The sequence below is a fragment of the Pseudoalteromonas sp. P1-26 genome, assembly GCF_001401795.1.
Taxonomy (GTDB): Bacteria; Pseudomonadota; Gammaproteobacteria; order Enterobacterales; family Alteromonadaceae; genus Pseudoalteromonas.
The window spans coordinates 1-1,186 of the sequence record NZ_LKDX01000112.1 but is presented as its reverse complement, the minus strand read 5'-3'; the positions used below and the strand labels follow the sequence as shown (position 1 = coordinate 1,186).

Genomic DNA, 1,186 nt, shown 5'->3' with positions numbered 1-1,186 from the left:
ATTACTCAACGATAGTTGCAACAACACCAGCACCAACTGTACGGCCACCTTCACGGATAGCGAAGCGTAAACCTTCGTCCATCGCGATTGGGCAGATTAGTTCTACAGTCATCTTGATGTTATCACCAGGCATTACCATTTCAACGCCGTCTGGTAACTGTACGTCACCTGTTACGTCAGTTGTACGGAAGTAGAACTGTGGACGGTAACCTTTGAAGAATGGAGTGTGACGACCACCTTCATCTTTAGAAAGTACGTATACTTCTGAAGTGAACTTCGTGTGTGGAGTGATTGAACCAGGCTTAGCTAGTACTTGACCACGTTCAACGTCTTCACGCTTAGTACCACGTAGAAGTGCACCGATGTTCTCACCCGCACGACCTTCGTCTAGAAGCTTACGGAACATCTCAACACCTGTACAAGTTGTCTTCGTAGTTTCTTTGATACCTACGATTTCAACTTCGTCATTCACGTTGATGATACCAGCTTCAACACGGCCAGTTACAACTGTACCACGACCTTGGATTGAGAATACGTCTTCGATAGGCATGATGAATGGCTTATCGATGTCACGCTCTGGCTCTGGGATGTAAGAATCTAGTGCTTCTGCAAGCTCAACGATTTTGTCTTCCCACTCTTTCTCGCCTTCTAACGCTTTAAGCGCTGAACCTTGGATTAGTGGTAAGTCATCACCTGGGAAGTCGTACTCAGAAAGAAGTTCACGAACTTCCATCTCAACTAGCTCAAGTAGCTCTTCGTCGTCAACCATGTCACATTTGTTCATGAATACGATGATGTAAGGTACACCAACCTGACGAGAAAGTAGGATGTGCTCACGAGTTTGTGGCATAGGACCGTCAGTCGCAGCAACTACTAGGATTGCGCCGTCCATTTGAGCAGCACCAGTGATCATGTTTTTAACATAATCGGCGTGTCCTGGACAGTCTACGTGTGCGTAGTGACGAGTTGGAGTATCGTACTCAACGTGTGAAGTTGAGATTGTGATACCACGCTCACGCTCTTCTGGAGCGTTATCGATTGATGCGAAGTCTTTAGCTACACCACCATATACTTTTGCAAGTACGTTAGTGATTGCTGCTGTTAGAGTTGTTTTACCGTGGTCAACGTGGCCGATTGTACCAACGTTTACGTGCGGTTTTACGCGTTCAAACTTTTCTTTTGCCAT

General features: G+C 46.0%; 1 protein-coding gene. It reads right to left on the bottom strand.

The window, feature by feature from the left end:
- Position 1: 1 nt before the first annotated feature.
- Positions 2-1,186, bottom strand: a complete 1,185-nt coding sequence (tuf, locus tag AN394_RS21120) for an elongation factor Tu (protein ID WP_054564107.1) — start codon at positions 1,184-1,186, stop codon at positions 2-4.

Coding starts and splice junctions, on each gene's coding strand:
- tuf (WP_054564107.1), bottom strand. CDS start 1,186: ATGGCAAAAGAAAAGTTTGAACGCGTAAAACCGCACGTAAACGTTGGT.